The sequence below is a fragment of the Salmonella sp. 741265050_HSA genome, assembly GCF_046569445.1.
GTDB lineage: Bacteria > Pseudomonadota > Gammaproteobacteria > Enterobacterales > Enterobacteriaceae > Salmonella > Salmonella enterica.
This window is the reverse complement of record NZ_JBKFSV010000004.1, coordinates 20256-46771: the sequence shown is the minus strand read 5'-3', so window position 1 is coordinate 46771 and position 26516 is coordinate 20256. Positions and strand designations below refer to the sequence as shown.

Annotated in this window: 25 protein-coding genes and 5 pseudogenes; 8 read left to right on the top strand and 22 right to left on the bottom strand. The window is 48.5% G+C overall.

What is annotated here, in order from left to right:
- Positions 1 to 58: 58 nt before the first annotated feature.
- Entirely contained in the window at positions 59 to 1516 is a 1458-nt protein-coding gene (gene pepD / locus ACLD4F_RS11110; RefSeq protein ID WP_001292977.1) for a cytosol nonspecific dipeptidase, read from the top strand.
- 154 nt (positions 1517 to 1670) lie between these two features.
- Here pepD and prfH read toward each other — a convergent pair whose 3' ends face one another.
- From prfH to dinB, 3 genes are all read right to left on the bottom strand, one after another.
- A complete protein-coding gene (gene prfH / locus ACLD4F_RS11105; protein WP_000602083.1) occupies positions 1671 to 2285 on the bottom strand; it encodes a peptide chain release factor H in 615 nt (204 codons plus the stop codon).
- Positions 2282 to 3421, bottom strand: a complete 1140-nt coding sequence (locus tag ACLD4F_RS11100) for an RNA ligase RtcB family protein (RefSeq protein ID WP_000528878.1) — start codon at positions 3419 to 3421, stop codon at positions 2282 to 2284. The genes prfH and ACLD4F_RS11100 overlap by 4 nt, the downstream gene beginning before the upstream one ends.
- Positions 3422 to 3639: 218 nt before the next feature.
- Positions 3640 to 4695 (bottom strand): DNA polymerase IV, encoded by a 1056-nt coding sequence (dinB, locus tag ACLD4F_RS11095; RefSeq protein ID WP_411010839.1) that lies wholly within the window; start codon positions 4693 to 4695, stop codon positions 3640 to 3642.
- Between the two features lie 249 nt (positions 4696 to 4944).
- Here dinB and dpaA point away from each other — a divergent pair, with 249 nt between their 5' ends.
- Positions 4945 to 5685 carry a peptidoglycan meso-diaminopimelic acid protein amidase gene (gene dpaA, locus ACLD4F_RS11090; protein WP_001225658.1) on the top strand — a complete coding sequence of 247 codons (741 nt, stop codon included), beginning with the start codon at positions 4945 to 4947 and terminating at the stop codon, positions 5683 to 5685.
- On the opposite strand, the gene ACLD4F_RS11085 is transcribed toward dpaA, so the two are convergent.
- Entirely contained in the window at positions 5656 to 6423 is a 768-nt protein-coding gene (locus tag ACLD4F_RS11085; protein ID WP_000333387.1) for a class II glutamine amidotransferase, read from the bottom strand. The two genes, dpaA and ACLD4F_RS11085, sit on opposite strands and share 30 nt — an antisense overlap.
- A 212-nt stretch (positions 6424 to 6635) precedes the next feature.
- Entirely contained in the window at positions 6636 to 7214 is a 579-nt protein-coding gene (gene lpcA / locus ACLD4F_RS11080) for a D-sedoheptulose 7-phosphate isomerase (protein ID WP_000284051.1), read from the bottom strand.
- A gap of 239 nt (positions 7215 to 7453) precedes the next feature.
- Between lpcA and fadE the strand changes: the two genes are divergently transcribed.
- From fadE to pagN, 4 genes are all read left to right on the top strand, one after another.
- Entirely contained in the window at positions 7454 to 9898 is a 2445-nt protein-coding gene (gene fadE / locus ACLD4F_RS11075) for an acyl-CoA dehydrogenase FadE (protein ID WP_000973041.1), read from the top strand.
- A 108-nt stretch (positions 9899 to 10006) separates the two neighbouring features.
- Complete coding sequence (locus tag ACLD4F_RS11070; protein WP_000015789.1) at positions 10007 to 10774, top strand: amidohydrolase; 768 nt, start codon at positions 10007 to 10009, stop codon at positions 10772 to 10774.
- Positions 10775 to 11083: 309 nt separating this feature from the next.
- Entirely contained in the window at positions 11084 to 11491 is a 408-nt protein-coding gene (locus ACLD4F_RS11065) for a Spy/CpxP family protein refolding chaperone (RefSeq protein ID WP_000788200.1), read from the top strand.
- Between the two features lie 330 nt (positions 11492 to 11821).
- Positions 11822 to 12541: an adhesin/invasin protein PagN gene (pagN, locus tag ACLD4F_RS11060; protein ID WP_000787612.1), complete on the top strand. Its 720-nt coding sequence runs from the start codon at positions 11822 to 11824 to the stop codon at positions 12539 to 12541.
- Between the two features lie 3 nt (positions 12542 to 12544).
- Here the strand turns inward: pagN and ACLD4F_RS11055 are convergent, their stop codons facing one another.
- The 10 genes and pseudogenes from ACLD4F_RS11055 to ACLD4F_RS11010 all read right to left on the bottom strand — a co-directional run bounded on the left by ACLD4F_RS11055 (position 12545) and on the right by ACLD4F_RS11010 (position 21685).
- A complete protein-coding gene (locus ACLD4F_RS11055) occupies positions 12545 to 12760 on the bottom strand; it encodes a hypothetical protein (protein WP_031618225.1) in 216 nt (71 codons plus the stop codon).
- A gap of 119 nt (positions 12761 to 12879) precedes the next feature.
- Positions 12880 to 13827, bottom strand: a complete 948-nt coding sequence (locus ACLD4F_RS11050) for a LysR family transcriptional regulator (protein ID WP_000970302.1) — start codon at positions 13825 to 13827, stop codon at positions 12880 to 12882.
- A gap of 496 nt (positions 13828 to 14323) precedes the next feature.
- Positions 14324 to 14561: pseudogene (locus ACLD4F_RS11045) on the bottom strand (PerC family transcriptional regulator); the annotation flags it as partial.
- An 82-nt stretch (positions 14562 to 14643) separates the two neighbouring features.
- The gene (locus ACLD4F_RS11040) at positions 14644 to 15465 is read right to left on the bottom strand and encodes a polysaccharide deacetylase family protein (RefSeq protein ID WP_000119391.1); all 822 of its coding nucleotides are present in this window, start codon (positions 15463 to 15465) and stop codon (positions 14644 to 14646) included.
- Positions 15466 to 15872: 407 nt separating this feature from the next.
- Positions 15873 to 16343, bottom strand: a complete 471-nt coding sequence (gene afaD, locus ACLD4F_RS11035; RefSeq protein WP_023242248.1) for an AfaD family invasin — start codon at positions 16341 to 16343, stop codon at positions 15873 to 15875.
- Between the two features lie 21 nt (positions 16344 to 16364).
- On the bottom strand, positions 16365 to 18875 hold the full coding sequence (locus ACLD4F_RS11030) for a fimbrial biogenesis outer membrane usher protein (protein WP_411010838.1): 2511 nt from the start codon (positions 18873 to 18875) through the stop codon (positions 16365 to 16367).
- A gap of 23 nt (positions 18876 to 18898) precedes the next feature.
- Positions 18899 to 19636 (bottom strand): pili assembly chaperone SafB, encoded by a 738-nt coding sequence (gene safB, locus ACLD4F_RS11025; RefSeq protein ID WP_079944509.1) that lies wholly within the window; start codon positions 19634 to 19636, stop codon positions 18899 to 18901.
- Positions 19637 to 19719: 83 nt separating this feature from the next.
- Positions 19720 to 20232, bottom strand: a complete 513-nt coding sequence (locus ACLD4F_RS11020; protein WP_079965553.1) for a pilus assembly protein — start codon at positions 20230 to 20232, stop codon at positions 19720 to 19722.
- 710 nt (positions 20233 to 20942) lie between these two features.
- Positions 20943 to 21554: pseudogene (locus ACLD4F_RS11015) on the bottom strand (integrase core domain-containing protein); the annotation flags it as partial.
- Positions 21488 to 21685 (bottom strand): transposase, encoded by a 198-nt coding sequence (locus tag ACLD4F_RS11010; RefSeq protein ID WP_079944507.1) that lies wholly within the window; start codon positions 21683 to 21685, stop codon positions 21488 to 21490. The gene ACLD4F_RS11010 and the pseudogene ACLD4F_RS11015, both read right to left, overlap by 67 nt.
- 52 nt (positions 21686 to 21737) lie before the next feature.
- On the opposite strand from ACLD4F_RS11010, the gene ACLD4F_RS11005 reads away from it, so the two are divergent.
- Positions 21738 to 21986: a SymE family type I addiction module toxin gene (locus ACLD4F_RS11005; protein WP_078054901.1), complete on the top strand. Its 249-nt coding sequence runs from the start codon at positions 21738 to 21740 to the stop codon at positions 21984 to 21986.
- Between the two features lie 131 nt (positions 21987 to 22117).
- Here ACLD4F_RS11005 and ACLD4F_RS11000 read toward each other — a convergent pair whose 3' ends face one another.
- The 5 genes and pseudogenes from ACLD4F_RS11000 to ACLD4F_RS10980 all read right to left on the bottom strand — a co-directional run.
- Complete coding sequence (locus tag ACLD4F_RS11000) at positions 22118 to 22396, bottom strand: hypothetical protein (protein WP_079944536.1); 279 nt, start codon at positions 22394 to 22396, stop codon at positions 22118 to 22120.
- Between the two features lie 130 nt (positions 22397 to 22526).
- Positions 22527 to 22684 (bottom strand): annotated as a pseudogene (locus tag ACLD4F_RS10995) (RHS repeat-associated core domain-containing protein); the annotation flags it as partial.
- Between the two features lie 29 nt (positions 22685 to 22713).
- Positions 22714 to 23181 carry a sugar tyrosine-protein kinase gene (locus tag ACLD4F_RS10990; protein WP_079944506.1) on the bottom strand — a complete coding sequence of 156 codons (468 nt, stop codon included), beginning with the start codon at positions 23179 to 23181 and terminating at the stop codon, positions 22714 to 22716.
- A gap of 92 nt (positions 23182 to 23273) precedes the next feature.
- The gene (locus ACLD4F_RS10985; RefSeq protein ID WP_023138331.1) at positions 23274 to 23498 is read right to left on the bottom strand and encodes a hypothetical protein; all 225 of its coding nucleotides are present in this window, start codon (positions 23496 to 23498) and stop codon (positions 23274 to 23276) included.
- 815 nt (positions 23499 to 24313) lie between these two features.
- Positions 24314 to 24485: pseudogene (locus ACLD4F_RS10980) on the bottom strand (RHS repeat-associated core domain-containing protein); the annotation flags it as partial.
- A 136-nt stretch (positions 24486 to 24621) separates the two neighbouring features.
- Between ACLD4F_RS10980 and ACLD4F_RS10975 the strand changes: the two are divergent.
- Positions 24622 to 24885 (top strand): hypothetical protein, encoded by a 264-nt coding sequence (locus ACLD4F_RS10975; RefSeq protein ID WP_079944505.1) that lies wholly within the window; start codon positions 24622 to 24624, stop codon positions 24883 to 24885.
- Between the two features lie 46 nt (positions 24886 to 24931).
- On the opposite strand, the gene ACLD4F_RS10970 is transcribed toward ACLD4F_RS10975, so the two are convergent.
- Together ACLD4F_RS10970 and ACLD4F_RS10965 are read right to left on the bottom strand one after the other, a co-directional pair.
- Positions 24932 to 25366 carry a hypothetical protein gene (locus ACLD4F_RS10970; protein ID WP_000789494.1) on the bottom strand — a complete coding sequence of 145 codons (435 nt, stop codon included), beginning with the start codon at positions 25364 to 25366 and terminating at the stop codon, positions 24932 to 24934.
- Positions 25363 to 26436, bottom strand: a pseudogene (locus tag ACLD4F_RS10965) (RHS repeat domain-containing protein); the annotation flags it as partial. The pseudogene ACLD4F_RS10965 and the gene ACLD4F_RS10970, both read right to left, overlap by 4 nt.
- Positions 26437 to 26516: the final 80 nt, after the last annotated feature.

Below are 26516 nucleotides of genomic sequence, written 5' to 3'. Positions count from 1 at the left end.
TCCGCTAACCCTGTGGCCTGTAAGAACGTTTTTCAGACCACCGCCAAGGAGACTTATCGTGTCTGAACTGTCTCAGTTATCACCACAACCTTTGTGGGATATTTTTGCCAAAATCTGTTCTATTCCTCACCCGTCCTATCACGAAGAGCAACTCGCGGAACATATTGTGAGTTGGGCCAAAGAGAAAGGCCTTTACGTGGATCGCGACCAGGTCGGTAATATTCTGATCCGTAAGCCCGCCACTGCAGGTATGGAAAATCGCAAGCCGGTCGTTTTACAGGCGCATCTGGATATGGTGCCGCAAAAAAATAGCGACACCGTTCACGACTTCACTACAGATCCTATCCAGCCTTATATTGATGGCGAATGGGTTAAAGCGCGCGGTACTACGCTCGGCGCCGACAATGGTATTGGAATGGCTTCTGCGTTAGCGGTACTGGCTGATGATAATGTCGTCCACGGCCCGCTGGAAGTGCTGCTGACCATGACCGAAGAAGCCGGCATGGATGGCGCGTTCGGCCTCCAGTCCGGCTGGTTGCAGGCCGACATCCTGATCAACACCGACTCTGAAGAAGAAGGTGAGATCTATATGGGCTGCGCAGGCGGCATCGATTTTACCTCTAATCTGCCGTTGACCCGTGAAGCTGTACCCGCAGGATTTGCATGCTTTAAGCTAACCCTGAAAGGCCTGAAAGGCGGCCACTCCGGTGGTGAAATTCACCTCGGCCTTGGCAATGCTAACAAATTGCTGGCGCGTTTTCTGGCCGGGCACGCAGAAGAACTGGATCTGCGTCTGATCGATTTCAACGGCGGCACGCTGCGTAACGCGATTCCGCGCGAAGCGTTCGCTACCCTCGCCGTTGCCGCAGACAACGTAGGCGCGCTGAAAACATTAGTGAACGCTTACCAGGATATTCTGAAAAACGAACTGGCGGAAAAAGAGAAAAACCTGACGCTGCAACTCAATGAGGTTGCCAGTGATAAAGCCGCATTGACCGCGCCATCACGCGATACCTTTGTGCGCCTGCTGAACGCAACGCCGAACGGCGTGATCCGCAATTCAGACGTGGCGAAAGGCGTAGTGGAAACATCGCTGAACGTTGGCGTGGTCACAATGTCTGATGCGAATGTCGAAATTCACTGCCTGATTCGCTCTCTTATCGACAGCGGTAAAGATTATGTGGTGAGTATGCTGGATTCGCTGGGCAAGCTGGCTGGCGCGAAAACCGAAGCAAAAGGCAGCTATCCGGGCTGGCAGCCCGATGCGAACTCGCCGGTCATGCACCTGGTGCGGGAAACCTATCAGCGTCTGTTCAACAAGACACCGAACATCCAGATTATCCACGCCGGCCTGGAATGCGGTCTGTTTAAGAAACCCTATCCGGATATGGACATGGTTTCTATTGGGCCTACCATTACCGGACCTCACTCTCCGGATGAGCAGGTACATATCGAAAGCGTCGGCCACTACTGGACTCTGCTGACCGAATTGCTGAAAGCGATTCCTGCGAAGTAAGAAAGCGCTAAAATGCCCGTCCCATTTCTGGACGGGCTATCAATATGGAATATCGGGTATCCATTGCCAGATAAGCTCTCCTGGATGCGCTGAATAGCGCTGCGGCTACACGCGAATAGCCAGACAGCCCTATAACAGCGCTGGTAGCACCGAATTATTGTGGCGTAAACGCCATTCCTTTAAATATCCGCAGCGGATTGCCGCGCTCAATCTGATGATGGAACAGACGCCTTTCAGACTTCAACGCCGCACACTCATTTTGCCGTTGCTGTTCCAGCCGCCAGGCAATCAGCAGCCGGGCCAGACGCTTATTCGCATGTTGACTGCGCTCCGACTGAACCTTCACGCTAATCCCGCTCGCCAGGTGCGTGGCCCGCACTGCCGAGTCGGTTTTATTAACGTGCTGCCCACCCGGGCCGGAAGAGCGCAGAGTCTCGAAACGAATCTCATCAGACTGTATGTGCTCGTCGGCGGAAAAGCGCCCAATGCCGATGTACCAGTTTTTTCGCCCATGGTGCGGGCGATACGGGCTGGTACAAATCCACAGTAACGTGCCGCACCAACGTTCACTGAAAGCCATAGCTTTTTCGCCGTCCAGCGAGACCAGCGCGGAACGTAGCGTGTCTGGTAATCGTCCCGGCTCTGTTTCAAGTCGCGTCAACGATACCTTTTCTCTGGCAGCTTCTTTCGTCAGACAATCCAGCGCTTTTTTTACCGCCAGACAACACTCGTCCGGTCCCTGCGCAGAAGAAAGTTGCAGTAAGATCATGCGCTTTTCTCCCCTGAGGTTTTCAGCGTCAGCACCGGACGCAGGCAGGCAACTGGCGTAATCAGTCCGGCGTCTGCCAGACAATCCACAACGCTATCGATGGATTTATACGCCTGCGGCGCTTCTTCATAAATGAGCTGGCGATCGCGGCAAATCACCCGGCTACCCATCCCGGTACGGCAGAGCTGTCGCGGGGTAAATTTTGCCGATAACCGGTCTTTACACTCGGTACGCATCCATTTGCGCCCCGCGCCATGCGCCAGGGAGAAGAGGCTCTCCTCGCTGACGACGGGTTTCACCAGCCAGCTATAATCGCCGCGCGAGCCGGGGATAATCACCAGTCCCTGCCCATCTGGCGTAGCGCCTTTACGGTGCAGCCACCCCGCCTCACCCGCGACAGTACAGGGTTCAACGAAGTTATGCGCCACATCCAGCCGCGGTTCGCCCTCAGCCCTGAGCTGTTGCAGTATCCGGCGGGCAATCAGCGCGCGATTACTGCGGGCAAATGCCAGCGCATCGTCATGTTCTGCAAGGTAGCGGCGCGCATCGTCGCTATCTTCCGGCAAACCGTTATGCGAAAACGCCTCCACATGACGACGCAGGATAGCTTGCCCCAGACCGCGTGAACCACTGTGTACCAGCAGTAATAACTGCGTTTTTTTTAACCCTGACAATGCGAACGAATCAGCATCGACGATGCGATCGACCTGTTGCAGCTCGGCAAAATGATTGCCGCCGCCAATAGAACCCAGCGCAGAGCGCCACGAATGATGCTGCATTGCGGCGGGGACATTCTCCTCCAGCCACTGCGCGTCCGCCACGTCAGGCAGCGACGCCAGCCGCTTCTCCAGTTTATCGGCGTTATATTTACGCCCTAAAATATCCGTTTGCCATAACGCCATGCCGCAGCCGATATCGTTGCCGACCAGCGCCGGATAAAAACGTCCACGTGAGAAAAAGGCTGCGCCAATAGGGTAGCCGCGCCCCGGATGCAGATCTGGCATCCCGATAACGCGTTTCATACCGGTTAACTTAGCCGTCGTATATAATTGTTGGATCGCGGAATCTTCGATCCACAGGTTATCCGATGCGATAGAAAATACCACATCTGATAAAGGACGAATATAATTGCCCATATACCATTCCATATATGAATTAAAAAATCAGGAAATGGCAGACTAATCCAGGGCAATAAAAGAAAATTAATCCTGGAAAGGTCTGCAAAGTGCGTTCAGAGAATAAAGTGTCATGATGAACCTCCTTTGCAGTTATTGAGAATGAGAAAACGTGGGTATAGTAATACTGAAATTTAGATGGCGCAATCGTAATAGTGATAAAATATTAATGGCCTGACTTATAACCCTAACACCAACTGTCGTTCCAACTGAGGGTCGAGCAGCGTTACGTGTAACCCCACCAGCCGTACGCCGCGCTCGCCGCGACGCTCGTCCCAGGTTTTACGGGCGGTGGTAATTAAGTCATCTTTATTTAATTGCGGCCAGACATGTTCCTGAGTGGTTTGCTGAAAATCATTAAATTTTAATTTAACGCCCTGTCGGGCAATCAGTAAATCGGGCTTTACTATAGCCAGACGACGCTCCAGTTCCGGATATAAATGTTCAATAATGGCCTCGCAGTCCGACCACTCATGAATATCCTCCGCCAGAGTACGCTCAACGCCTACCGATTTACGCAGCCTTTCGCTGTTAACATCACGCTCGTCAATACCCTGACTACGCTCCCATAATACCCGGCCAAATTTACCAAAGCGTTTGAGAAGCATCGCCAGATCGCACTGTTGAATATCCCCGCAGGTTCTTAACCCCATATTTTCCAGTTTGGCGGCGGAAACTTTCCCCACGCCTGGAATTTTGGCTAACGGCAACGTTTTAAGAAAGTCGGGTACATCGGCTGGCGTAATAACATATTGTCCGTTCGGTTTATTGAGATCGGAGGCGATCTTCGCCAGAAATTTCACTGGCGCAACGCCGGCGGAGGCGGTGAGTTGCAGTTCATTGAAAATAGTCTGACGAATCTCCCTGGCGATCAGAGTTGCCGAACCATAACAGTGCGGGCTGTCAGTCACATCCAGCCAGGCTTCATCCAGCGAGAGCGGTTCAATCAGTGAAGTGTAGCGGGAAAAGATGTCACGTACATGCCGCGAAGCCTCTTTATAGGCGTCAAAGCGGCCAGGCAGTAAGGTGAGATGGGGGCACAGCTTTAGCGCCATGGCGGTCGGCATCGCGCTACGTACGCCAAACTGGCGCGCAGGATAGTTGGCGGTACTGATAACGCCTCTTCGCTCACGACTCCCGCCAATGGCAATGGGAATATCGCGTAACGCCGGATTATCACGCATCTCTACCGCGGCAAAAAAACAGTCCATATCAACATGTATGATTTTGCGCATCGCTCGCCCCCACAATACTGTTTAAGTGTACAGTATGTTTTATTGCGCGCAAAGAGACATTCGCGTTAAAAATGCGACATATTCGAAGGTATGACGACGAAAGCGGCGGGAAAATTGTAAACGTACACACGGGGACTTGCGAAAAACTGCCGTGGTGCTAATGTGAGCGCTCCAAATCCAGATTACTCCGATTTGGGGACTCTTTTGCCGTTCTGGCGTGTGTAACCGTTTTATCAAGGAACAAGCAGTATGCGTAAAATCGCATTTTTTCTTGCGATGCTTCTGATGCCGTGCGTCTCATTTGCCGGTTTGCTGAGCAGCAGCAGCCCCGTCACGCCGGTCAGTAAAGAGTATAAGCAGCAGTTAATGGGCTCACCGGTCTATATTCAGATTTTTAAAGAAGAGCGCACCCTTGATCTCTACGTCAAAATGGGTGAGCAATACCAGTTGCTTGATAGCTACAAAATTTGCAACTATTCCGGCGGGTTAGGCCCGAAACGCCGTCAGGGCGATTTTAAAAGTCCGGAAGGGTTTTACAGCGTTCAGCGCAATCAACTCAAGCCAGACAGCCGTTTTTATAAGGCCATCAACATTGGTTTTCCCAATGCCTACGATCGCGCGCATGGCTATGATGGTAAATATCTGATGATTCACGGCGCCTGTGTTTCCGTCGGCTGCTATGCCATGACCGATAGCGGCATTGATGAGATTTTCCAGTTTGTCACCGCCGCGCTGGTCTTTGGTCAGCCGAGCGTGCAGGTGAGTATTTATCCGTTCCGGATGACCGACGCCAATATGCAGCGTCATAAATATTCATATTACAAAGATTTCTGGGCGCAGCTAAAACCCGGCTACGATTATTTTGAACAAACGCATAAGCCGCCAACTGTTTCTATCGTTGATGGGCGTTACGTCGTGAGCAAACCGTTGAGTCACGAAGTCGTTCAGCCACAGCTGGCCTCAAATTATACGCTCTCCGAGGCAAAATAACGCCCATTCGCCTGGCATAATCTTTTGCCAGGTTTCATTCCCCGTTAGCGGCTGGGTAGCAATCACGGTAACCACGTCATTTGGCGTGGTCTGTGAACTGAAATCAATTTCCATATCCTGATCCACCAGCGTGGCTACGCCAAACGGCGCCCGGCGAGTGATCCAGTGCAAATGGGTTGAGCAAAACGCCATCACATATCGCCCATCTGACAGCAGCATGTTAAAAACGCCTTTTTCACGTAATACCGTCGCCAGTGTCGCAATATATTTAAATACCGCTGTCATGTTGCCCGGCGTGCGGGGATAACGCTGCGTTAATTTATGCAATAGCCAGCAAAACGCTTTTTCGCTGTCGGTTTCCCCCACCGGACGAAAATTACCGGTTTCCAGCGACTTATAACCGTTGAGCTGACCGTTATGAGCATAAGTCCAGTTGCGTCCCCATAATTCCCGGGTAAAAGGGTGTGTATTTTCCAGCGCCACTTCACCGCGATTAGCCTGACGGATATGAGCGATAACCGAGCAGGACTTGATCGGGTAATTCTGTACCAGTTTCGCAATCGGCGAATGGTAGCTCGGTTGCGGATCTTTAAACGTGCGACAGCCCTTTCCTTCGTAAAAGGTAATTCCCCAGCCGTCTTTATGCGGCCCGGTTCCGCCGCCACGCTGCACCAGTCCGGTGAAGCTAAAGCAGATATCCGTCGGCACATTGGCGCTCATCCCAAGCAGTTCGCACATACATCACCTCCACAAACGCCTTAAGCGGGAAGGCGTAATTTTTACAGCCAATCAAATCTCAAAATATCAAAGAAAACAATATGCTATACCCTAAATAATTCGAGTTGCAGGAAGGCGGTAAGGGAGGAAATCCCCAGGAACATAGATAACTATGTGACTGGGGTTTCTGAGCGCAACCAACGCACCTGCAGCTTGAAGTATGACGGGTATAGTTATTTAACCATCTCTTTTTCGATCAGTTGAATCAGGATATGAATCACTTTGATATGAATTTCCTGAATACGATCGGCATAACCGAAGTGCGGTACGCGAATTTCAATATCCGCCGTTCCCGCCATTTTGCCGCCGTCTTTGCCGGTCAACGTAATCACTTTCATGCCTTTTTCACGGGCCGCGGCAATCGCTTTAATCACGTTACCAGAGTTACCCGACGTCGAGATCCCTAACAGGACATCGCCTTCGCGCCCTACCGCCTCAACGTAACGAGAGAAAATATAGTCATAGCCAAAATCATTACTGACGCAGGATATATGGCTAACATCAGAAATCGCAATTGCCGGGTAGCCCGGACGATTTTCACGATAACGACCTGTCAGCTCTTCAGCAAAGTGCATCGCATCGCAATGGGAGCCGCCGTTACCGCAGGAAAGTACCTTACCACCCGCTTTAAAACTGTCAGCCAACAGGACCGCCGCGCGCTGAATAGCGTGAATATTGGCGTCATCTTTTAAAAAATTAGCCAGCGTTTCCGCCGCTTCGTTCAGTTCGTTACGAATAAGATCCTGGTACATGAGGATATCCTTCAGCATGAATGTAAATGACAGTATGCAGTGTACCGGATAGCAGTACAGGCGAGAAGCATAAGCCGAATTAACGCCTCACGCTTTTGATTTTTCGTGCCCCCAAAAACGGCAACAATGTGAGCTTTGTTGTAATTATTTTGTAAACACATTGCTAAAAAATTTTACATCCACTACAACCTAATCATCACAAGTGGTCAGACCTCCTACAAGCAAGGGAGCTTTTCGTTATGATGATTTTGAGTATTATCGCTACGGTTGTTCTGCTCGGCGCATTGTTCTATCACCGCGTGAGTTTATTTCTCAGCAGCCTGATTCTGCTCGCCTGGACCGCCGCACTTGGCGTCGCTGGCCTGTGGTCCATCTGGCTGTTGGTTCCTCTGGCCATTATCCTCGTGCCGTTTAACCTCACACCGATGCGAAAATCAATGATTTCCGCACCGGTGTTCCGCGGCTTCCGTAAGGTCATGCCGCCGATGTCGCGCACTGAGAAAGAAGCGATTGATGCCGGTACAACCTGGTGGGAAGGCGATCTGTTCCAGGGCAAGCCAGACTGGAAAAAACTGCACAACTATCCGCAACCGCAACTCACTGCCGAAGAGCAAGCGTTTCTCGACGGCCCGGTAGAAGAAGCGTGCCGGATGGCGAACGATTTCCAGATTACCCATGAACTGGCGGATCTGCCGCCGGAACTGTGGGCTTACCTGAAAGAGCATCGTTTTTTTGCGATGATCATTAAAAAAGAGTACGGCGGGCTGGAGTTCTCCGCTTATGCGCAGTCCCGTGTACTGCAAAAACTGTCCGGCGTCTCCGGGATTCTGGCTATCACCGTCGGCGTTCCAAACTCACTCGGCCCTGGCGAGTTGTTGCAGCACTATGGTACGGAAGAGCAGAAGAATCACTATCTGCCGCGACTGGCGCGCGGCCAGGAGATCCCCTGCTTTGCGCTGACCAGCCCGGAAGCAGGTTCTGATGCAGGCGCCATTCCGGATACCGGCGTGGTTTGCATGGGCGAATGGCAGGGCCAGCAGGTGCTGGGTATGCGCCTGACCTGGAACAAGCGTTACATTACGCTGGCGCCGATAGCTACCGTGTTGGGCCTGGCGTTTAAGCTTTCCGATCCGGATAGATTGTTAGGCGGAGAAGAAGAGCTGGGTATTACCTGCGCCCTGATCCCCACCTCAACGCCGGGTGTGGAAATTGGTCGTCGTCACTTCCCGCTTAACGTTCCGTTCCAGAATGGCCCAACCCGCGGTAACGATATTTTCGTGCCTATTGATTATATTATCGGCGGCCCCAAAATGGCCGGACAGGGCTGGCGTATGCTGGTGGAATGTTTGTCGGTAGGACGCGGTATTACCCTGCCGTCCAACTCCACTGGCGGGGTGAAATCCGTCGCGCTGGCAACCGGCGCCTATGCTCACATTCGTCGTCAGTTCAAAATTTCTATCGGCAAGATGGAAGGTATTGAAGAACCGCTGGCGCGTATTGCAGGTAACGCTTATGTGATGGATGCCGCCGCATCGTTAATCACCTACGGCATTATGCTGGGCGAAAAACCGGCGGTACTGTCGGCTATCGTGAAGTACCACTGCACCCACCGCGGCCAGCAGTCCATTATCGACGCGATGGATATCACTGGGGGTAAAGGCATTATGCTGGGCGAGAGCAACTTCCTGGCGCGTGCTTACCAGGGCGCGCCTATCGCGATTACCGTGGAAGGCGCGAATATCCTGACCCGTAGCATGATGATCTTTGGTCAGGGCGCCATTCGCTGCCATCCTTATGTACTGGAAGAGATGGCCGCAGCGCAGAATAATGATGTAAATGCCTTTGATAAACTGTTGTTTAAACATATTGGTCATGTCGGCAGCAATACCGTCCGCAGTTTCTGGCTTGGCCTGACCCGCGGATTAACGAGCCATACGCCAACCGGCGACGCCACGAAGCGTTATTACCAGCATCTGAACCGACTGAGCGCAAACCTGGCACTGCTGTCCGACGTGTCAATGGCGGTACTGGGCGGCAGCCTGAAACGCCGCGAGCGTATCTCCGCGCGTCTGGGCGATGTGTTGAGTCAGCTTTATCTGGCCTCAGCCGTACTGAAGCGTTACGACGACGAAGGTCGCCACGAAGCCGACCTGCCGCTGGTGCACTGGGGCGTACAGGATGCGCTGTATCGTGCTGAACAAGCGATGGACGATCTGCTGCAAAACTTCCCGAACCGCGTCGTGGCCGGATTGCTCACCGCGATGATCTTCCCGACTGGCCGTCATTATCTGGCGCCGTCTGATAAGCTGGATCACGCCGTTGCGAAGATCCTGCAGGTGCCGAACGCCACACGTTCACGCATTGGGCGCGGTCAGTATCTGACGCCCGCCGAACATAATCCGGTCGGTTTACTGGAAGAAGCGCTGCGTGATGTCATCGCTGCCGACCCTATCCACCAGCGCATCTGCAAAGAACTGGGTAAAAATCTGCCGTTTACTCGTCTGGATGAACTGGCGCGCAATGCGCTGGCGAAAGGGCTTATAGATAAAGATGAAGCCGCCATCCTGGCGAAAGCGGAAGAGAGCCGCCTGCGCAGTATCAACGTTGATGATTTTGAACCTGAAGCGCTGGCGACCAAACCGGTAAAGCTGCCGGAGAAAGTGCGTAAAGTCGAAGCCGCATAATCAGTCTCGCGTCTTTCCTGCCCCGCTTTCGCGGGGCTTTTTCTTGCCACTTTTTTATTATTGCTCATGCTACAGTGTAAAGACGCTGTTCAATGAGGAGCTCCGATCGTGTCTGGTTTGAAAATTACTCTGTTGCAACAACCTTTAGTCTGGATGGACGGCCCGGCAAACCTGCGTCATTTTGACAGACAGCTAGAGCTCGTATCTGGCCGGGATGTGATTGTTCTGCCTGAAATGTTTACCACCGGCTTTGCGATGGAGGCCGCTAATAACTCACTTTCGCAAGATAGCGTGATTACGTGGATGCAGGCCAAAGCCCGACAAACTGACGCTCTGATTGCCGGCAGCGCGGCGCTACAAACTGAGCGTGGCGCCGTAAATCGCTTCTTACTGGTTGAACCGGAAGGCAAGGTTCATCTCTATGATAAGCGCCATCTGTTTCGTATGGCGGATGAACATCAACATTATGCCGCAGGCGATAAACGCATCATCGTGCAGTGGCGCGGTTGGCGCATTCTGCCGCTGATCTGTTACGATCTGCGCTTTCCGATATGGTCGCGCAACCGCAATGATTACGATCTGGCGCTGTATGTAGCGAACTGGCCCGCGCCGCGCTCGCTACACTGGCAAACATTACTGACAGCACGCGCTATTGAAAATCAGGCTTATGTCGCAGGCTGCAACCGGGTTGGCACCGATGGCAACGGGTTACATTATCGCGGCGATAGCCGGATCATTAATCCCCAGGGTGATATTATCGCCACCGCCGAACCACACCAGGCGACACGTATCGATGCCGATCTTTCTCTCGTCGCCTTGCAGGACTATCGCGAAAAATTTCCAGCCTGGCGCGATGCCGATCCATTCACCTTGTAAGCAACCTGCCGCTCACCGCGGCGGGATTGTTTCACTCCGTAACTCTCCGTAAAACAAATTCGCGTGGCGTAATGTGGCAGGCAACGTATTCTGACTAAGAGCCTATCCCATTAGGGCTATTTTACTTGCCATTTTGGACCTGGGCAGTGCTCAAAATCCTCACGTACTACGTGTACGCTCCGGTTTTTGCGCGCTGTCCGTGTCCAAACTGGCTGCGCCAATAACGCCTAATGGGATAGGCTCTAAGATAATTGCTCGCCATTCGTGGGTAATAAAAACGGTTAATCACTCCCTTATCAGGATATCTTCATGAAAAACTTTGTACGCACAACTTTACTGGCAGCGACTCTGGCGGGCGTTTCTTTTGGCGCTTTCGCCACCGCTGTTCCCAATCCTCCCCTGCCCGCCCAGGATCCTATTGTCCAGCATCTGAAGCTGACAAACGATCAGATTACCCGGATCAAAAAACTTCACCAACAACTGGAAACCGACGTCAGTCAGATTTCTATGAAGGGAATTAAAGACGGTGCGCTGATAGAGGTGATTAAATCCGGTAAATGGGATGACGCCGCCGTAAAACAGCAGCTTGCAGCCTTCAGTAACATAGAACAACAGGCTCGCTATTATCGGGTTAAATATTATTTTGATTTAAGCAAAGTCTTAACACCAGAACAGCGTCAACAGGTACAACAAGATCTCGCCCAGGCACTTGAGTAAATATTTTTGCCCGTTATTCCGGGATAACGGGCTTTATCCAGGTCGGGTACAAATTCATCTTCATCTTTTTCTTACAGCATCGCACCATCTCACACTACCCGTTACATAACGTAGAAGTGAAACCGTACGTGGGGGAATTTGGCGAGGAGATGGATTTCCATACCGACGATTATCGTATTGTTATTTAAAATCTTCATCTCATTTTTTACCCGCTTACAGAAAACCCAGCGTTACAATAGACCGTTTTTTGGGCTTCGTTTATGTAATCGTTATATCACCCCCTATACCGTGAAACTTGTCTTTTAGCCCAATGTTAAGGCAGGTTCTGAAATGAAAAACTTTTTCGCAGTCTGCATCATTCCCCTTGTGGTAACCTGGTCCGCTACTGCATCAGCAAAAGAAGGGATCTATATCACCGGGAAAGCGGGGACATCCGTAGTAAATGTCTATGGAATCAACTCAACCTTCAGCCAGGATGAGATAGTCAATGGTCATGCAACGTTACCTGACCGTACCAAAGGCGTTTTTGGCGGCGGGGTTGCTATCGGTTATGACTTTTATGATCCATTCCAGCTTCCAGTACGTTTAGAACTGGATACCACTTTCAGAGGTGAGACGGATGCTAAAGGCGGGCAGGATATTATTGCATTTGGTCAGCCAGTACACATAAATGTAAAAAATCAGGTCCGAATGACCACTTACATGGTTAATGGCTATTATGATTTTCACAATAGTACGGCATTTACACCCTATATCAGCGCAGGCGTTGGCCTCGCTCATGTGAAGCTAAGTAATAACACCATTCCTGTTGGTTTTGGTATTAATGAAACTCTGTCTGCTTCAAAAAATAACTTTGCCTGGGGCGCAGGTATCGGTGCAAAATATGCTGTAACAGATAATATTATGATTGACGCCAGTTATAAATACATTAATGCAGGCAAAGTAAGCATTTCAAAAAATCACTATGCTGGTGATGAACATACCGCTTATGATGCAGACACAAAGGCTGCCTCCAATGACTTCATGCTCGGCATTACTTACGCCTTTTAAACACTATCGGTAAAATAGCTGGTTCTGTGGGTTCCCGAAGGCGCAATGGAGGATATCAGTAATGAATACTCCTGCGCCTTCAGAAAATCGTTGAACAGGTGCAACCTGGCGCCATTTTTCAGTACACTGCAACGTTTCTGGTATGGGCTTAACTTCCGGCTGCCCAAAAACAGCCCCGTCCTGTTTCCGGGTATTATCATTTCCGTCAGTCGGCATCATGTTTTGTATTGGGCATCGTCAAAAGACGACTGGCTGACCAGTCGCATATCTCGATGCCTCAATTCAGTCATCATCATGTGGGTTTAAGTCAGGAACGTATCAAAACCATTCCAAACGGGTTAATCATCATTCAGAAAATCAATTTGTGGGCGATTATTCCATTTATCTTCAATAAAAGACAGAAAGCGTTGAAATAAAGGAGAATAATACTGACGATGACGCCATACAAGATAAATGGGGAGATCTGGAACCCTCCATTCAGGAAGTATAATTTCAAGTTCATTATTTTTTAAGTATTTGGTGGCAAGCCAGGCCGGAGTCATGAGGTTGATACCCTTTCCTTCTAAAACCAAATTAAGAACACTCAAAAGATTATTGGAAGATAAATGAACATTAACAGCGCCACTAATAGTGTATGATTCATCTTGACGGAAAAGAGTAAGAGGTCCGGAAAGACCATGGTTGTGAAGACCCACAATAATGTGATTTTCCAAATCGCCAGGGTGTGAGATCCTGCCATATTTTCTGATATATTTCGGACTCGCACAAAGAACCAACTTTAAAGGGCTTATCTTTCGATACACGAGATCCTCACTTTCGATTATGCCACTTTTAAAAACCAGCTCATCAAACTCCAGGGATTTACTAAAAAAATCGCTACGCTCTCGTGAATCCAGGTAGATTTTTGTATCCGGATAGCTAGCTGTAAATTCCCATATCCACTTATTGGCAAGAAACTCACAGACAATAGCCGGAGCCGAAAATTTTATACTCCCTCTGATAATTTTATCCGGATTTCGCAATTCATCCAGCAAGGACTGAAAGGAAGATGTTATCCTTTTCATGCTTGCATAGGCTGTCTGACCAGCTCCAGTCAGTTCTAAGTGATGTGAATCGCGCCGAAGTAAAGTAACCTCAATAGAATTCTCAAGGCGGCTAAGCGATTTACTGACAGCAGAAATGCTAATATCTAATTCCCGCGCAGCCCGGGAAAGATTCCCTACTTCCGCCACTTTAATAAATATCATCCAGTCTCGCATACCACGATTATTGATCAGTTCCATCATTATCTTCCGTTGATAAAAGAAATTCTTATATTAAAGGAGCTATCAACGACTTACTGATGCGTCATTGTGTGCCTCAATGTCCTTGATATCATCTTAATAAAAAATCTATTGGCTGCAAAATAGCATCTGAATCGATCATGATTTTGCATCCATCTCCGGTTACTAATTGAACCTGTTTACCACTCAGTGTAAATACCCTATCTCAGAAGTGATCGTCAAGGTTGTCGCCGAACCAGATACCAATAATAAAGTGGTTCATTGTCATGCGCCCGTTCTGCAAAGGCATTCTCCTTTTCTGTGACGCAGTCTGGAGCGCATTAATTGCATCGTTCACCTAACAAAGTATCCCGTGGAAACAAGCAAAACATCGCCAGATTATTCTTACTTGAGTCCCCCCCACCCGGTTCGACATTATTTGTGAAAGTGGAGGAAACAGAACAGACGGTTTAAATAAGACGCTTACTCAAAACATAAACCTATGTGCAGGCTCCTCTCATTTCGTCACGTCGCTGATATCCAGCTTTACTGGCGCCAGGGGAAGATATCTGCGCAAGGCAATAATTCCGGCGCAACAACAACCACTCCCGCTGGGCCTCTGTACATTCAAAATCTCCCATGACCAAAAGCCAGCGGGTAGAAGCCCTGCGCCAGTGACCTGCTGCCTCCAGATTCTGCGCAACCGGGTCTATCACGGCCTCCGGTGTTATCTTATTTCTGCTCAAAATCAGCACCATCATTTGGGATATAGCCTACAACCCCTGCCCGCCGATGATGGGGGAGGATTCGGTATGCAGCACTTTCATCCTGGTCTCCGGCTCAGTCAGCTATCCGACGTGCCCCCTTATGCCGGGCCAGCAGCGAAGAAAATCCGGGCGTGGTGTGATAAAACAGACGACGTTTCAGCCAGCCCACATTCTTTCGCTCCTTTGTGTTGATACGACCAATACGCTGTGAACCGATGACTGGATTGTTCATACGCCTTTCTGTGGTATACAGGTATGTGAACCCCAGCTCTTCAGCCACATGAATATAGTCAGAACAATACCAGCCCTCAGGCCAGCACAGATGCTGACTGCAATAACCCAGCATCTCCCTCATCCGCTTACGACTAAGAAGAATATCGACACGAAGCAAATCCGACGGATTACGGGACACAGGTTTCTGGTCCCAGCGTCGGTGGGTGTGCGTGTGCGAGTGAAACTCAACAAGGCCACTGAGGTGCATCTCCCGGACCTCTGACCAGCGCAGCATGACCTCATCAGCCCGGCCTTGTTTAACCAGCATCTGACACTCATCATGAGAGTACACCGGTTCGCCTGCAGGAATACGGACCGGTCCGTCACTGATCAAACTGGTCACAAGAAAGAGATGCGCATGCAGATTAAACTCCTGCAGCACCGGAAAAACCTGCAACCAGTTATCCAGCCAGCCGCCATCAAAGGTCAGCATGACGCTTTTACGAGGCAATCTTGCACCATGATAAAAAGCTTCCACCTCTGCTGCGGTAACGGTTTTCCAGCCAGATTCAGCCAGCCATTTCATCTGCGCCCGGAACGTACGGGGAGATAAGGTTATCTGTCCGGGTTTATCACTGACATGGTGATACATTAATACCGGTAAATGTCGTGCATAAGACATATGCTTTATTCCTTTATGTAAAAAATAAATTATTTTTACGCCTGAGGGGACAAGAAAAAGCCCCCTAAACATAAAATCTTAAATATCACATATGAATACCTGACAGATAAACAAACCTTATACCAGGGGCTTATAAAGCCCCGCTCACAAAAGAGTGAATCAAACAAACCCATAAAACAGAAAATAATAAAGGCATCAGTGTCTGTTAAATTATTTTACGAAACATAATATTCCTCTCCCTACAAAAAAAGATGAATTTCAGATTTTAAAATCAATCAGCAATTGATTTTTCTGCAATGAAGATTGCTAACCATATTTGCCTTGAGTAAATTTTCAATACATCCTCGAACCTGATATACAGTATTCGCCTTATTCACTTATACAGGAAGTATGAGTGGAACAGACGGCTACGTATCCTCCTGCGCCAATGCACAGGCCTTAAAATCCAGCGTCCAGGTATCCGCAGGCACTTCCTGATTGCCATCAACGACCACACTGAAACTGGCGTTATCTGCAGCGGTTCTTAAAATGGCGCCACGACCACTCACCGTATCTGGTTGCCACCCCTCGCCCTCCAGGCGAACCTGAATGTGATGGCGGGGATCCTGTTGCCCGCTCAGCAGCAATACGGTAGGCGTGTTACCCGCCTTTTGCTCATCGCTCCATACCCGAAACCCGCTGTGACTGCCGTGATAAGTCACCCAGCCTTGCGCAAGCACCATCCCATCTGGCACGTGCCCAGCCCGAAAGTAAGTCCCTACACGTAGCGTTGTCTGAAGTTTTTCTGCGGCGTTCGCTATCGGCACCAAGCTACTGGCAGTGACCAGTAAGGTTACGCTATAGATAACCGTTTTCATTCGCTGTATTTTCATCCACATTATTCTCTCCTTCAGAATCGGCTATCTGCAGAGACCGCTCATTTGATACAAGCCCGCGATTCCCTTGTGGGCAGGTAGCTGGTAGTTAACCCGACATTGCTGTGCTCCCCATTTCACCGTCAGTTCGCCCTTATCCGCCAGACCAGTGAGATAAACCTGGCTATCAGTATCCACCAGAGCAGCACTGCCATCCTGCCCATTGACTGTAACCTGCGCCCCGAAAGGAATGGCGCTCCCATCTTCCCGTTTCAGCGTCATCAGTGCCCTGGCCCCGATGCGAGTGTGAAACTTCGCTTCCACCACCGCCCCTTCGGTTGGCACCACGCGCACATCGGTTTGTGTGACCTCTGCGTCATCCGGTAGTCGCGACGGATCGAGGCTGACTGTATTCTCCTGATAGACGTTCAGGTTGCCCACTGTGGTGTCGCCACGAAAATCCGTCTTAACGCCAGGCCAGCCGCCAACTGGCACCCCCGAGGCCCCTGGCGCTTCAACCAGCGCCACTGAGCCTTGCAAAGGTTGCCCCAGCGTCACACCATGATGGTGGATAACTATACCTCCCGCGATATTGACTCCCATCTGGCGCATCGCCCGGCTGTAGCTATAGTCACCACCTAACAGGCCGTAAGCCCCATTCCATGCCAAGTGCAATGCGCTGTTATTACCACCACCTGGTGGGGCATCGGCACGGTAACTCTGACGCACCTCCCAATCCAGTTGCTGACTGAATGCCTCTCCGTTGACCCCCACTTGTTGCGTCTGACCACCGTGTGATGGTGAAGTCATCTGCCAACTAGCACTTACATTATTCCCCGTCCAGCGGCTTAATGGCATACTGAACCACAGGCTGGTTATGTTCTCTTTACGGTGCGCGCCATTGCGCCACAGCGTCCTGTTTTGATTCCAGTTCAATGACAGCGAGCCCCCTCCGATAGAGGTTCCCCAACTCAGTCCGTAGCTGTCATCATGACCGGGGCGATTACGCCAGTCGGTACGGGAACCGGTTAAACTCAGATTGCCCAAATGCCTCCCCCATGACTGACTCAACATCAGGGTAGTACGCGAGCTCGGCTGCAAATTTTCCCGCCACGACCATAGACGGTTGCCATTATGTCGATAACTGTCGAGCACATCGGATAGGGTGTTATAGCCCTGCGAGGCATACTGCCATCTCGTCAGAAAAAAATTTGTCCCCGTCGCAGTCAGCTGGTTGCTGTAACGCAGTCGCCAGGAGGCTCCTTGCTGTACCGCCTCCCCCTGACGCTGACTGTGTGTGTCGCTTCCATCGACAGATAAACTCCCCCACCGCCCGAGAGATCCCCCCAAACCAAGCAATGCAGCTTGATAGTGCGTTGCACTCTGTATACCGCCGTATGCAGTGAGATTCCACGGCAGACCATACATCAACGTAGCCTGCGCGATCTGCGCCTTATCCGTTGCAGAGTCTGACGATCGGTATCGGCCCGCCAACAGGCTGTACTTCAAATATCCCTGGTGCAGTGCTATCGCCGGGGTCTGATACGGCACCACAAACATTTGTGTACTGCCATCGGCCTCCCACACGGTGACATGCAGATCACCACTACTGTCTGTTACCGACAGATCCCGCAGTGCAAACGGTCCGGGCGCCACGGTGGTGTTGTAAATGGTGTAACCATTCTGTTTGACCTCCACCCGAGCCTGCGTGCGGGCAATCCCACGCACTACCGGAGCAAACTGCCGCTCACTGTAGGGCACCATGTTGTCATCCGATGCCAACATCACACCGGTAAATGGCACACTATCAAATATCTCCCCCTGCGAAGTCTTTTGCCCCAGAGTCAGACGACTTTTTAGTGAGTACAATCCACGCTCAGCATAGGTATATGCTGCCTGCCACTTCCCCGACTGTTGACCACTCCGCTGCCAGCTGGTCGCATTGCGGACACGCCACGCACCTATATTGATTCCCGGTTGCAGTTGTACCCAGGAAGAGTTGTCACGCCTCTCCATATCCATTTTGTAATCCGTCTGCGTTGTCCTCGCACTGTAGTTCATCAGAAACGCCGGAATACCATCATCCCAGAGATCTTCAGGAGCGATCCCCTTAAATTCCGGACGCAACGCCAACTGCGGAATACTCAGTTGCAGTTGCTGATTATTGATATCCAGTACCGCTTTAGCCTGTGGAATGGCGGTCAGATCCGCACACTCATCTGGGGGCTTTGCTGCTTTCCACAACTGAGGGTAATCTTCCGTTTTTACGCCGTAGCGTGAAAGCTGACTGACCGTCAAACAAGGAGCCAGAAAAGGCGTTCCTTGCCCATCCTTTTCCAATTTGAACACCACATCACGGCTGTCGACACGTTTACCATTCACCATCACGTCCACGCGATAAGTCCCTGGCTGTTGTACCCCCTGGTTAAAGAGCGACATATCAACCCCTTTCGCTGCATCGCCCAACATCGATGCATCGAATGTGTAAGCGTGCGCATTTGCGCAGTGAACCACTCCCGCGATAAACAGTAGCAAGGCAGGTTGTTTGAACTTCATTTTCTGCCGCTAAACCCCTGGATTTATTTAAGAACGTAGTGGAACGGATGACTTTCACCACCAAAGTCTGTAATAACTCTCCACTCAATATCACCATGGGCACTACCTGGCATATTTAGTGTTTTGTCAGCAAAGGGGGGGACATACTCAAGCCCTGTAATGGGCTTTCCCCCTACTGTGACAGAGGCTAAATTCATGTAAAACGGGGTGGGGTTCTCCACCTTAAGTTTGTTGCCCGTCTCCACCCATCTTAAATTTCCTGCAACATCTTCCGGCGTCCCCTTCACGGCATCCGGGCGGAAAATCAGCTTATCACAGGCGTTGATGGACAAATTGAGGTCAAGGGTCGCGCCCTTAGCCTGTGTATCCGACGGTTCATTTTCGGGTGGTACCGCCTTTATACAGACCCACTGTAAAGTCTCACGATCCGTTGGCATTTCACCACCAGTACGGACAATACGCAGTTGACTCTGCTGGTTCGCTTCTAAACGAAATAGAGGCGGCATCACCAAAAAGGGAGCAGGCGAACTTTTGTCTGCTGCTTTGACTGAAGACTGAACCAAAATAGGGTAATTCTGCGGGTTGCTCACCGAGAGCGTCGCTCCAGCCGTACCAGCGTGATAAATCACTCGTGTAGCCCCCAGCTTCACGCTGAATAATTTAGTGGCTGAATTTAATTGCTGGTTGGCGGCATATACTGAAACCATAGAATTAGTGGCGAACAAAGCTACCGCCATTACAGCAAAATTAACTACTTTCATATCAAAAATTGTAAAAGAAAAATAGATGATTTGATGTGTATTGCGCCTTAAACAAGGCACAATACACTAATAGTTGTTTACTATTAAGGTTGATATCCCACTACGTCTACAGTTATTGGGTACGTGTCAGCTGTGACATTCTGCGCCGCTCCTGTCAGGACAATATCAAGTGCGTCATTGCTATTAAAGGTCATCCAGTTCACCCCATTCCATTTTTCCGTGCCATCAGCTCTTCTAAGACTGTCACTTGATAAGCCCACAACGATCTCTTTACCAGTATTTTTACCAGCTACACGCCATGCAGTGCCAGTAAGGTCTACCATTTTGTTAGCAATCCCCCTGACCCCGAATTCTTTAAGAGTAGTAGAATTAACTTCAAGCTTCGCAATTTTCGCGCCAAGAGCATTTGGCCCAGCCTTTAAGCCCGACACAGGAATAAGCGATACGGTTAAATCTTGGGGAGAGGAAAACACAATATCCACTGATTTTTGTTGCTCTGAGTTCGGCAAAAATGAGCCAGCATAACAACTAGCAGCCATCATGCTCAACGCACTTGCGATAATCAATTTTTTTATGCTTTTCATTTGAAAAACCACCTTTTTTAACCAAATTAAAAAAATCCAGCACATCCAGAATACATAACACCATACTAAATCTTACCGTATGGAAAATCCGTGACTGGTAATAACAGCTTGTACTTATTGGTATTTGTTACCAATTCAAATAAGTAATGTCATAAAAATCTATATATCAGAGCACCTCTTAATCTGAAAAAAATTGCGTTATTGCCAATATAAACAGTGTTTATGTTAACATCGTGTTGTCAGGGTGGAATAGAATACTAGTCAAAAAGCAATTATACCTTCCATTTACATTCAAGTGATAACATTACAATGACACCCACCACACTGGTAGGTGGGAAACTTATCTTCGAAGAGAGGATAATTATCAGGCATCGTTGCAACATTGTTTATACTTAAACATACATCTCCTAACTCGACGGTAAGATTATTAGTTAACTTTTCCTCGCAGGGAAGATCTTTAATGGAAAATCTTGTTTTCCGAAACGGAAAAGCAATTATAGCGCTCCAACGAGAGTCTCAACACTAAGAGCTGACTGACACAGGCCAGACTGATTATACAGGCATGAAAAAGCTCACCCCTTCCTTTCAGTTCTTGCTGGATTATGCAAACGTCGCACCACCTCCCCGTGAACATGGCACATTAATTTGAAGCAGCTCTCATCCGGTATCGCTTTTCAGTACAGCGAAATTCATCGCAGGTGGCCCCTGTAAATAGACCCGTTTTAGTTCCATGCATTTTTAAGATTCCGGCCAGATAACGTTATTGGCGGTATTCCTCCGGTATCATATTGTTCCGCGATTCATATGGACGTTCGCAGTTATATTCTGATAACCCTTTATCCGCAATTTCCCGCACCTCATTCAGCGTTCTGAACAGATAAGAATTGAGTATTTCTGTACGGTATGTCCGGTTAAAGCGCGTGATGAAAACGTTTTTCTTCGGCTTACCCGGCTGGATAAACGCCAGCTTTACTACATGTTTCTTTGCCCATTCAGCCAGTGCCAGCGAGATAAATTCCGGTCCCTTATCCATACGCAGCATGGCCGGATAACCGCGGTTGCTGTAATCCTGTCGAGTACACGGACCACTCGCAGAGCTGGCAGATTCAGATCGATTTCAATCGACAACGCTTCACGATTACAGTCATCAACAACATTGAACGTGCGAAAACGAAGCCCATAAACCAGCTCTGGTTCAGCGCTTCCGGCGTGACCAGTGGCGAGGGATTGCGTACCGGCAGCCGTTGTTTACCCTTACGGCGAAAATTCAGCTTGAGCAGACAGTAAATACGGTGGAGCCTTTTGTGATTCCACGCGTATCCCTGCCGCCGTATCCAGACCTCCAGTTGTCCCTGGTGGCTTCAGAAATACCGGCCTCCCGGTAGACATCTTTAACAGTCAGTCCGGATTCGACTGATCTAATCACAGTGATGATCTGGTGCGCAGTAATACGGGCTTTACGCATAGCGATCTCCTGCGTTGGCAGATTGATTATGTCGGATGATCTCTAAATGTGAATGGCTCGATTATGCGGGATACTTACATACTCACGCATTGAGAGACTTTCAGTTCGTTTGTACGGTGAATGGATGCCGCAGGCGGGGTTTATTAACGGGATGCCCGTCAAGGTGCGGGTAATGAGGGATTGCATCGTGATCACGCCGCAGCATACCCACGGACTCTTTGTCTGTATTGAAGGGATGGGCGTAACCCGCATTAATAAACGGAATGCAGAACAGTGGTTAAAAACATTTCCGGGGCGCTGAACGATACCGGAGATATTCCGGTGATTAAACGCAAAAGAACGGAACAGGAGTTAATGAGTAATTGATAATAAAAAGCCGGGAAAAGATAACCCCTCCGGCTTTTACACATTATCCCTCCGGTTCCAGATGTTTTATTTCAATCCTTTTGGTTTTATTTCGGGATGTTTTTCATATAATGGATTCATTATTTTAATAAGCATTTCACCCATGATCAAACCAACCGCTTCTCGATATACCTTAAATTCATCCTCATCACAACGGGACTGAACAACAGCAACAGATTCATCAAGCTCCTTACCGAATCTCAACATTAAATCACTAATTAATATAGCTGTATCCTTATCGTTAACCATATCTATTCCTGTAGTAAAAACATCAATAGCCTTGATTTCCTTTACATTCGTTAACACAATTCCAGCAAGCAAATCCGTTACTTTTTGTAGGTAAAGACATAAATGAGCATTCAATAATGCAATTATTTTCAACCATTTTTCATCTTAATAATTTGCCAGAATCACCTCTATCAGTACCACAAGTAATAAGGCCAAGAGGATCACTATCTGTAATAGGATTCAGAGGATAATGATATCGGCTCCATCCCCCTTTCAGCCCTATTGGATCTACGTAATATACCTTCCCAGTCCCGGATTATAGAAACGGCGCTAGTTATAATACAGCCCCGATTCTTCATCGCATTGGGATAGGTTCTAACTGGAGTTATCACACATTAATGTAATTTAATTACCTCCCCATGTTTCCCCGCATCATCCGTATATATTGCTTGCAAGCATATTTTTTGTCCATCATTTTTAATATAATTAAATTCTTCAATTAAAGAATAGTTAATATAGTCCACTCTATAATATAACTCCACGGATTTTGAATTAATGACATTGCTATATTGAAGTTTTCGCCCTTTAAATTCACCGAGTATTTTCATTTTAGTTCCCATAACTGTTAAAAAATCTTTTCTCGCAGTGGCATTTTTGAAAGAGTCACATGACAAATCATATATCTCAGCATACTCCCCTTCATTATAAAGAGAAAAAAGCTTATCAACTTCTTCTTTCGCAACTTCTCGAATAGCGCTATCATTTTTAATATTCTCTCTACCTAACCATGTAAAAAATAGAATAACGAACAACACAATCAACACCATAAATAGTAACGATAGAAAAAATCTATTTCTTTTCACTTGAATTCACCTGATAACCAATCATATCCCTTATCCATCAGATCGAAAATCTCCGATAGACACCTCGAATGCCGGGAGCATGTGAGTTCCCCCTAGTCTCCAAATCCGGGTCCCATACTCACACCTTTTGTATATTTATAACTATCAGTTTGATCACAAGCATCTGTATAAGCCATTCCCGCAAGAAGTGCCTCCATAAGAATCCCCTCCAGACTCTGATATTCCTGGTAATAAATCAGCATCAGGGGCTGATATTGTGAATAACAAACCAGCAGAAGTACCTGTACCGCAATGATCACACAATGAATAATACGCACAAACCTCTCTTTCCTTTGGGGGTGTGTACTCCAGCTCCAGTTGCCCCACCATCTGCTCTGGCGTCAGCCTCCCGTAACAGTCATACCGGTACAGTTACTGCATATCTTCCGTGATGCGGTTATCCGCCCATAATGATTTCCCGGCTTTTATTCAACGAATGATTAATAATTTCATGTACAGTCTCTGATATTCTTTACTCAGAGTTATCAGCCTATCCCCCAAAATAAATCACATATTATCTTGATTATTTTTTTAAGATTATCTCTAAACATCCCTCTTTTCGATAAAGTGGCATATAATACCCATATTATCGCGCTTATACTTCCAATAATAAAGATCAACATGGATATTTTATTAATCATATTCATCAAACATCAATGTCCCTATCTTTTTGATGAAATTCATTGGAGAATCCATCATGTTATGGTATTTCTCTTTATACACATCGCTAATTGATGGCTTACCTGGATCGTCAAACTGTTCGCTATAAGGGAATACATCTAATAAATTTCTCCAGCACCTATCCTTGTCGGTTTCATTAAGTGATTCTGATAATCATAAATTTGCCCTGTTATATGAAGCAGTTGCTAATTTGATATTCCCCCCATGCCAGAGAGACATTGCCCACTGGAGACAATATAGTAAATCCATCAGCAGCAATACCTATCCCGAGTTTGGCTACCCCACTTGTGTGCAATCTTGCAGAATTAGCCGTATTTAAACTAGCCGTTAACATTTTTGCCGGATTAAATGGAAGATTATCCAGACTATTATTAGTCTCATCTATCATGCGACTACATATTTCACATGTAAACAATCCCAGCGGATCTATATCTATGACGGGATTCAACGGATAGTGGTAAGGATTTAATCCCCTTTCAGCCCTGTCGGGCCTGACTGACGAACCTGCCACACTCCGGTGCATAATATCTGAACAGATTTTAATGCAGGCCCGTTTCATCGTCAAAATACGGCCCCGGCAGCCGGTTGCTCATCACCGCCCGGTGCTGGCCGGGGAGAGGGAGGCGCGGTGCCATGATGTCGCGCCCATACTCGCTCACCCTGAGCTCCACAATCAGCCAGCATCCGGCGGAGAATTAAGAATTTATTTAGTCAGCAAATATGAATGCCTCCGGCGCCAGCGTCCGCCACATCAACAGCGAAACCTGTATGACCGCCTGTTACTCACAAATCCCCAGCGGCGACTGCCAGGAAGAAGCGGGATTTGAGACCGGGGCGAGCGTTGTTGTAAAGATCTCCGAGCGGGGTTTGATCCTGATTGCAGAAACGGATGAAGTGAGGGATCTACGGAAGGAGCTTTATCAGGTGAAAAAGTCGATGAAGCATATTAAGGCGGGGGTAAATAATGTGGTGAACGGGAATTAAATAACAAAAGAGCCGGGAAGATTTAATTTCTTACCCGGCTTTTTATTTAAACTACTAATTCTAAATCCATGGGATTGTTTATATTGATTTTTAATCTAATATTAGAGCTTGATTCTACTATAATAATATCAGGTATATATTCAGACACATTAATAAACGGGTTAGATTCTTCGGAATAAAGAACCCAAACTAAGTTTTTATTTTCATCGAGATAGGCGACAAAGCCTTCAGAACCATAGCTACCTTCTCCAACGCAACAATAGCAATTATTCGCTAATTTAATTTCTCTAAATTTATCAATGTCAGTAACTTCATCTTTATTTTTTTCATAAAAGGCAGAGAAATCAAATTCACCATTTCTCTCAATATGAAGAGTAGGATAATCCATTATTTTACAAAGAAAAGATCTGCCGTTGGAAAAATAAATAGCATCTTTTATCGGTAATAAGTTATCTTCCCATAACTGAATGATATTTTTCATTTGCAACCTCTTGATGTTCTTTCCGGTCGAGAATTTAATCCTTTATCTGGTACTATTCCACCGGCCTTTATATTTCTTCTGTCTCTAAATCTCTCTCGAAATTTTTGCAACCATGTTTTTCCAGTAGATGAGTCAGGATGAGGAGCATTAGGGTCAATCCTAATAATTTTAACCTTATCTAATCCGGCCTCTAGAGCTGCGTCTAATCGCCTATTATCATAAGAGACTAATTGCCCATCAATATCAATTACTCTTAATGGAGACCTATCCCAATCCCAACCACCATTACGCATAATTTCGGCATAATCATGAGGTGATATTGTTCTTTGAGAGAAATTAATATCTTTGGGATTAACCCACTCCCCTGTCAATCCCAGCGGATCGATCCAGCTTAACGGATTCGGTGCATACGCATATAAGTTTATTCCGCCCCTCAGCGAGATTGGATCGCCCGATATAAACTTCCCGATATCCGGATCATAAAATCTGTACAAATTGTAATGCAGCCCCGTTTCCCTGTCCAGATATTGCCCCTGGAAACGCAGGTTCTGCTGTACGGGCCGGGTTTCTTTTTCATGCGTCAGGTTCCCCCATACCTGATAGCCCGCTTCCCAGACAATATTGCCCCCGCCGTCCGTCATCTCCTCCGGCGCGTCGTACACGAACCCGTAACGCCGTACGGTGCTCCCCCGGATGACCGCCACTTCCGTCAGCCGGTGCTCCGCGTCCCAGCGGTAGTGCTGCGTGCCGTTGCGGCCCCGCTTTTCAACCACCCGGCCATATTCATCGTAACGGTAATGCAGCCCACGGTATGACGTTATCCGGTTGAACGGCACCACGCTGCCTGCACCCGCCTGCGCGGTCTCTCCCTGCCGCCTGTCCAGCAGGTTCGCCGCCGCGTCGTACTGCCAGCTGTCCAGGTATGCCTCATTCCGGCACGCCGTGATGCGCCCCGTCGTGTCGTAAAAATAATCCGTCACCCCCTGCCGGCTGTGCCGCTTTTTCAGCAGCTCGTCCTGGCCGCTGTACGCATATTCCCGGTCAATAAACGTCTCCGGCACCACGCCGCGCTGCAGAAGCTACACGAACAGCTTTACAAGGCTGAACAGGTGGTTAAGGGGATGCGGGACGTGATTGTTTAATAAAAAGG